Here is a 6,536-nt window from a genome sequence, read left to right as displayed (position 1 = left end):
TGCGGCAGGACACTGGCTGAGGGCGTCACCCCCACGCCCACCTACGACCCCAACGGTGATCTGCGCTGGCTGCTGCTGCGGCCGTGGGTCCTGGTGGCTCGGCTGATCGTGGTGATCTGGCGGCTGGCGGGTCTGGCCCTGCGGCTGGCGGTTCAGTCGAACAGCACCGATGCCCGGGTGCAGCAGCGGCTGGCCCGCGCCATCCTCGAAACCCTCAACGACCTGGGGCCCTGCTTCATCAAGGTGGGGCAGGCCCTCTCCACCCGCCCCGACCTGGTGCGGCGCGACTGGCTGGAGGAACTGGCCCGTCTCCAGGACGATCTGCCCCCCTTCTCCCACGCGGTCGCCCTGGCGCTGATCGAGGAGGAACTGGGGGCCCCTGCCCACCAGCTCTATGAGGAGTTCCCCGATTACCCGATGGCGGCGGCCAGCCTGGGGCAGGTGTACCGGGCCCGCCTGGCCGAGGGCCACTGGGTGGCCGTGAAGGTGCAGCGGCCTGACCTGCCCTTCATCCTGCGCCGCGACCTGGTCATCATCCGCTCGCTGGCGGTGCTGACGGCCCCGTTCCTGCCCCTGAATCTGGGCTTCGGCCTCGGGGCGATCATCGATGAGTTCGGCTCCACCCTGTTCGAGGAGATCGATTACCGGCGCGAGGCCGACAACGCCGAACGCTTCGCCACCCTGTTCCAGGACCACCCCGAGGTGACCGTTCCGGCGGTGGTGCGCAGCCTCAGCAGCCGCCGGGTGCTGACCACCTCCTGGATCAACGGCACCAAGCTGCAGAGCCGCCGCGAGCTGGAAGCCCACCACCTGGATCCGGCGGCCCTGATCCGCACCGGGGTGATCGCCGGGCTGCAGCAGCTGCTCGAATTCGGCTACTTCCACGCCGATCCCCATCCAGGCAACCTGTTCGCCCTGCCGGGCAAGACCAACGGCCTGGGCCATGTGGCCTATGTCGACTTCGGCATGATGGACTCACTCAGCGACTCCGACCGCCTCACCCTCACCGGTGCGGTGGTGCATCTGATCAACCGGGATTTCGACGCCCTGGCCCGCGACTTCGTGGTTCTCGGCTTCCTCAACCCCAGTACCCCCCTGGGGCCGATCGTGCCGGCGCTTGAGGAAGTGCTCGGTGGTGCCCTGGGGGAGAACGTGGGCAGCTTCAACTTCAAGGCGATCACCGATCGCTTCTCGGAGCTGATGTACGACTACCCGTTCCGGGTGCCGGCCCGCTTCGCCCTGATCATCCGCGCCGTGGTGAGCCAGGAGGGCCTGGCGATGCGGCTCGACCCCGATTTCCGCATCATCCGTGTGGCCTATCCCTACGTGGCCCGGCGCCTGCTGGCCGGCGACACCGCCGAGATGCGCGAGAAGCTGCTGGAGGTGATCTTCGATCGTGATGGGCGCCTGCGGGTGGAGCGGCTGGAGAACCTGCTGGCCGTGGTGGAGAACGGCACCACCTCCACCGATCTGCTGCCGGTGGCCCGCGACGGCCTGCGGCTGCTGCTGGGCAAGGAGGGCACCAGCCTGCGCCAGCGGCTGCTGCTGAGCCTGGTGAGCCACGATCGCCTGCACATCGACGATCTCCAGGCGCTGCTCGGGCTGATGGGCCGCACCTTCTCGGCCCGCAAGCTGGCCACGGGCCTGCTGGCCCGCCTCAATCCCCTCGCCGCCTGAGGCCCCACGGGTGCGCTGAGCGCCGGGCCAGGCGAAGCTGGGTCGCGACCCTGCCACCTGCGGCCCCTTGACCGAGGCTCTGCTGCTCATCGCCCTCCTGCTGCTCCTGGCCGGGTGGATCCTGCAGACCCTGTCCCTGGAGCGGCGCCTCAGGCGCCTTGAGCGGCACAGAGCCTCCCTCAGCCAGCGATTCTTCGCCCTCTCGCTCTGGAGCGAGGCCCTGGAGAAGCGCCTGGCGGGTGAACCCTGGCCCGGCCAGTCGGGAATCGCCCCGGCGGAGGAGTCGGCGTCGGAGCCCGCGGCGTTGGCCCCAGCTCCGCCACCAGCCAGGGCCTCGGATGTCGCCGTGGCGCCCACCCACGCCCCCGTACCCGTGGCACCGCTGCGGCCGGCCAGGGGCGCGGCCCGTCCCTGGAAGCGGATCGAGCGGCTGCTGGTGGAGAACTGGAGCGGCCTCCTTGGCGTGCTGGTGGTGGTGGCCGGGGTCACCTTCGTGGCCATCAATTCGGGGTTGCGGCTGGAGGCCAGGGAACGGTTCCTGGTCACCCTGCTGGTGGGTGGGCTCCTGGCACTGCCGTCGCTGCTGTGGGGCCGGCGGGAGCGCTGGCGCGATCTCACCGACGGCCTGCGCAGCGGTGGTGGCGCCCTGGTCCTGTTCGCCTGCGCCGCCGCCGGTGGCTTGCCCCAACTCGGTCTGCAGTGGGTGGAGGTCCCAGCCCAGGCCCTGGCCCTGCTGGCGGGAGGCGTTGCCGTCAACCTCGGCCTGGCCGCCATCGCCCGCACGGCCACGAGCGCCTCGCTGCACGTGGCCGTGAGCCTGGTGCCCCTGGCGATCGCTCCCCAGGGAGGCCCGGCCCTGGCGATCGCCACCGCCATCGCCCTGGTCGGCTCCGAGCTGCCCCTGCGGCATCGCTGGCAGCGGCACCGCCTGGTGGTGAGCTGGGTCTATGGCCTCTTTCAGGTCGTCTGGTTTCTGGCCAATGGCCCCACGCTGGCCGTCTCCGGCGCCCTGGCAACCGGCGCCTCCCTGGCGGCGGTGCTGGTGTTCGGCCTGGGATTGCTGCGGCTGCACCGGCCGGGGGCCACGCCACCGCGGCTGCAGGCCCTGCCCGTGGCCCTGATGCTGAGCCTCTGGGGCGGCCTCGGCCTCGCCCTGCTGCTCTATCCCCGTGAGGCGGCAGCGCGGGCCACGGCCCTGGCGCTCAGTGCCGCCGGGGCCCTGCTGCTGGGGCGGAACGCCCGGCGGCGTGGTCCCAGATGGCTGGCCCTGGGCGACGCGCTGGCAGGGCAGATCCTGGTGCTGGCTGCCCTGCTGAGCCTGGCGCCCCTGATCGCGGATGGGCCGTTGCTGGCCGGTGTGCTGCTGCTGGAATGCCTGCTGTTCCTGGGCCTGGCGGTGCGGGAGGACGCCGGGCCCCTGCGCCGCATCGGCTGGTGGCTCAGCGTGGCGGCGAGCCTGCTGCTGGCGATCACGGGCCTGGTGGCGGCGCTGCTGAGCCGCGATCCAGGGGCCCAGCTCCAGGCCGGTGCCGTGCTCACCGGAGGGGCCGCCCTGACGGCCGGGATGCAGGTGCTGCTGCAGCGCCGTGGCGTGCCGCTGCCCGTGCCGCCTCTGCTGGGCTGGCTGGCCGGTGGCCTGATCGCCGTGGGAACGGGGCTGGTGGTGCCGCAGGACTGGCGCTCCCCCCTGAGCCTGGCGGTGATGGGGGCGTTCCTGGTGGCGGCCAGGCGCTGGCGCCCCCCGGGCCTGCTGCTGGGCGTGAGCATTGCCATCGCGGCGACCCACGGCTTCGGCTGGCTGGCGCTGCTGGCCCAGGCCCCCTGGCCGGCGATGGTTCTGCTGGCTCGCCTGCTGCCCCTGGGGCTGCTGGCCTTGCTGTTGATGCTGTCGGCAGGCGGCAGCCGCCAGCAGTGCCTCGGCCTCGCCCTGCTGGGCATCGATGGGGGTCTGGGGGCCCTGTGGTGGCTGGAGCCGATCTCGCCCCTGCTGCCGGGGGTGGCCTGGCTGCTGCTGGCCGCCGGCAGCCTGGCGGTCACCCATCGCCTGCGGGGGGCGGCCGTCCGGGCCGGCCTGGTGCTGTCCCTGGCCTACCTGGCCGGTTTCGGCGTCGCCTACCTGCTGGTGATCGGGCCCAGCCAGGAGCTGGTCACGCTCGGGGCCCTGCAACTGCGGGGTCGCTGGCTGGTCGAGCTGCTGGCGATCGCCGTGTGTCTGCACGGCTGGTTCTTCCGGGCGGGAGCCGACCTGGCGCGGCTGCGGATCTGGCAGCTGGTGCAGCCCTGCTTCCTCGAGGGCGCCCTGCTGGGCGTGGGGCTGACCCTGCAGGGGGAGATCAGTGCCCCCTGGCGCCCCGTCGCCTGGTCGCTGCTCGCCCTGGTGCTGGTCTGCCCGCCGCTGGTGCGGCTGTTCGCCATCCGCCTGCAGATCTACGGCGTGGTGGCCTACTGGCTGTCGGTGCTGGCGCTGATGCACACCCTTGGGGGCGGCCTGTCCCCCTTCCCCCCGCTCAGCGGCGCCGCCCAGGCCGCCGGGGTGGTGGCGATCGCCCTGCAGACGGCCTTCGTCGTGGCCTCCCACCGCTGGCTCGACCTCGAGCGGCTGGCCCAGCCGGGTGGATGGCCGGTTCTGGTCTGGATCGGAGCGCGGGTGGCCAAGCGCCGCAACCTCTGGCTGTACTACCCCCTGTTCGTGGCCGTGGCCCTGGTGCTGGCCAGCGGTTATGACCGCGCCCTGCTGACGCTCCTGTGGACCGGCGAAGCCTTTGCCATTTACCTGCTCGGCGTGGTGCTGCGGGAGCCCCAGTTCCGGCTGGTGGCCCTGGTGGGCCTCGGGGCCTGCCTGCTGCGGATGCTGGTCATCGACATGGCCCAGGCGGACCTGGGGCTGCGGGGCCTGGTGTTCATCGGCGTGGGCCTGCTGCTGCTGGCCCTCAACGCCATCGTCCGTCGCTTGCGCAGCCGATTCAGCTGAGGGGGCGGCACCGGCGCCTAGGGTCGGGCGCGATCGCCTCCTGATTCCTTCCGTGACCCAGCTGCTGGCTGCCCTCTCGACTGCTCCGGTGACCCTGCAGCAGGCGGGGCTGGACCAGGCCAGCGGCGATTTCGGCGATCTGGATGCCCTGGAGATCCTGCTGGAGTACGCCCCGCTCACCTATCCGCCTTACATGCTGGCCGGGATCGGCCTGGCCATGGCCGTGCTCTGCGGGCTCACCTTCGCCAAGATGATCCAGAACCGGCTGGAGGGCTGGAAGCAGGACCGGTTGGCCCTGCTGCCGATCGCCAACCTGGAGACGACCATGCCCTACGCGGGTCTGGTGATCGGGGTGACGCTGTTCATCGGCGCCAGCCTGCAGGTGTTCGGCTTCGCCGCCGGCGCGGCGCTGCTGGTGGCCTTCGTGCTGTCGCTGCTCACCGGTGGTGCGCTGTGGGTGCAGCTGGAGCGGCTGATGGCCCAGGTGCAGGACGGCACCTTCCGGGCGGTCGACTTCGACAACTTCGACCAGTTCTTCTGATCTCCCAGTGCGGGTTGCCGTCACCCGCCCACCGGCAAGACCTCGTAACGTAATGAAATATCGCCACGTGGTCATGGAAGCCTCCCTTTCCCTCAACCGCCAGTTCTCGATCGCCCTTCACTCCCGCGCCATCGACAGCTGCAATGACATCGAGGAACTGCGCACGGTCGCCAAGACCCTCCTCTCAGCCTGGCAGCACCAGGCCGAATTCAGCGAGCACTATGGCGCCCAGCTGCTCGGCATCCGCAAGTAAACCGGGGCGTTCAGGGCGCTCCGGTTCCGTTGCTCCCGTCCTCGGAGCCGCCTGAGCCCCTGCGGCGCCACAGTTTCAGGCCGACGCCGCCCCACAGCAGGCTCCAGAGCAGGAAGGTGATCAGGGTTCCCACCTGGCCCCCTTCCAGGTCGTAGACCCCGGCACCGATGAGACCGGCATCGATCAGCGAGCCGCCCACCCCCCAGCCGAGCACCCAGAGCGCCACCAGGGCGATGGCGGTGGCTTGCTCCTTCATCGTTCGGCCTGCCCAAGGGCCCCAGCCTGCCAGCCCAACCAGGCTGTACGCTTCTTGTGATTCAAAGATTTCTCTTCGGCGAGTGACAACGTCCTGCAAGGGCTTTCGACGAATCGGTTCATAATTGTTTCTCTGTTCATGACGATTTACGTTGGAAATCTCTCCTTCGATGCGGAGGTGGAGGATCTCAACCATCTGTTTGCGCAGTATGGAGAGCTGCGTAACTGCAGCCTGCCGCTCGACCGGGAAACCGGCCGCAAGCGCGGCTTCGCCTTCGTTGAAATGGCCAATGAAGCCGATGAAACCAAGGCTATCGACGACCTTCAGGACGTCGAGTGGATGGGGCGGATGATCCGGGTCAACAAGGCCCAGCCCCGCACCGGTGGTGGTGGCGGCGGTGGCGCCGGCGGCGGCCGCGCCCGCTACTGAACTCCGGCGACGCCGTCGGCAGTCCCCGGGAACTCAGGCCACCAGGTAGGCCTCCAGGGAGCGGGAGTGGTGGCGGATGCCTTCGAGGGCGCGCCGCTCCAGATTGCGGGTCTTGTCCCGGCTCATGCCAAGGGTGCGGGCGATGCCGGTGAGGCTCATCGGCTCCTCGCCGTCGATGCCGTAGCGCATCTTCAGCACGCGGCCCTGCAGGTCCGGCAGCTGCTCCAGCAGGGCCCGCAGGTCCCCTTTGAGGCACTCGCCATCCACCAGCTCGGACGGCAGCAGGTCGTCACCGGCCAGCAGATCCAGCAGTTCGGTGTCCTCGCCGTCGCCCACCTTCGTCTCCAGGCTCACCGGCTGGCGGGCGCGGCAGAGCAGATCCTTCACTTCCTCTTCGGGGAGTTCCACC

Annotated in this window: 7 protein-coding genes; 5 read left to right on the top strand and 2 right to left on the bottom strand. The window is 70.4% G+C overall.

What is annotated here, in order from left to right:
* Positions 1-12: 12 nt before the first annotated feature.
* The 4 genes from KBZ04_RS13165 to KBZ04_RS13150 all read left to right on the top strand — a co-directional run bounded on the left by KBZ04_RS13165 (position 13) and on the right by KBZ04_RS13150 (position 5,442).
* Positions 13-1,677, top strand: coding sequence for an ABC1 kinase family protein (locus tag KBZ04_RS13165; protein ID WP_254992360.1), 1,665 nt, complete (start codon positions 13-15; stop codon positions 1,675-1,677).
* Positions 1,678-1,744: 67 nt separating this feature from the next.
* The gene (locus KBZ04_RS13160; protein ID WP_254992359.1) at positions 1,745-4,648 is read left to right on the top strand and encodes a DUF2339 domain-containing protein; all 2,904 of its coding nucleotides are present in this window, start codon (positions 1,745-1,747) and stop codon (positions 4,646-4,648) included.
* Between the two features lie 61 nt (positions 4,649-4,709).
* On the top strand, positions 4,710-5,189 hold the full coding sequence (locus tag KBZ04_RS13155) for a hypothetical protein (RefSeq protein WP_261351114.1): 480 nt from the start codon (positions 4,710-4,712) through the stop codon (positions 5,187-5,189).
* Between the two features lie 73 nt (positions 5,190-5,262).
* Positions 5,263-5,442: a hypothetical protein gene (locus KBZ04_RS13150; RefSeq protein WP_254992357.1), complete on the top strand. Its 180-nt coding sequence runs from the start codon at positions 5,263-5,265 to the stop codon at positions 5,440-5,442.
* A gap of 10 nt (positions 5,443-5,452) precedes the next feature.
* Here the strand turns inward: KBZ04_RS13150 and KBZ04_RS13145 are convergent, their stop codons facing one another.
* Positions 5,453-5,698 carry a hypothetical protein gene (locus KBZ04_RS13145; RefSeq protein ID WP_254992356.1) on the bottom strand — a complete coding sequence of 82 codons (246 nt, stop codon included), beginning with the start codon at positions 5,696-5,698 and terminating at the stop codon, positions 5,453-5,455.
* A gap of 138 nt (positions 5,699-5,836) precedes the next feature.
* Here KBZ04_RS13145 and KBZ04_RS13140 point away from each other — a divergent pair, with 138 nt between their 5' ends.
* The gene (locus KBZ04_RS13140; protein ID WP_254992355.1) at positions 5,837-6,127 is read left to right on the top strand and encodes an RNA recognition motif domain-containing protein; all 291 of its coding nucleotides are present in this window, start codon (positions 5,837-5,839) and stop codon (positions 6,125-6,127) included.
* 33 nt (positions 6,128-6,160) lie between these two features.
* Here the strand turns inward: KBZ04_RS13140 and KBZ04_RS13135 are convergent.
* A partial coding sequence (locus tag KBZ04_RS13135) for a sigma factor-like helix-turn-helix DNA-binding protein (protein ID WP_315860120.1) occupies positions 6,161-6,536 on the bottom strand: 376 nt, incomplete at its 5' end.

The sequence above is a fragment of the Cyanobium sp. N5-Cardenillas genome, from assembly GCF_024345515.1.
Lineage (GTDB): Bacteria > Cyanobacteriota > Cyanobacteriia > PCC-6307 > Cyanobiaceae > Cyanobium.
This window is presented reverse-complemented; position numbering and strand designations above follow the sequence as displayed.

Coding starts and splice junctions, on each gene's coding strand:
- KBZ04_RS13150 (WP_254992357.1), top strand. CDS start 5,263: ATGGAAGCCTCCCTTTCCCTCAACCGCCAGTTCTCGATCGCCCTTCAC.
- KBZ04_RS13145 (WP_254992356.1), bottom strand. CDS start 5,698: ATGAAGGAGCAAGCCACCGCCATCGCCCTGGTGGCGCTCTGGGTGCTC.
- KBZ04_RS13140 (WP_254992355.1), top strand. CDS start 5,837: ATGACGATTTACGTTGGAAATCTCTCCTTCGATGCGGAGGTGGAGGAT.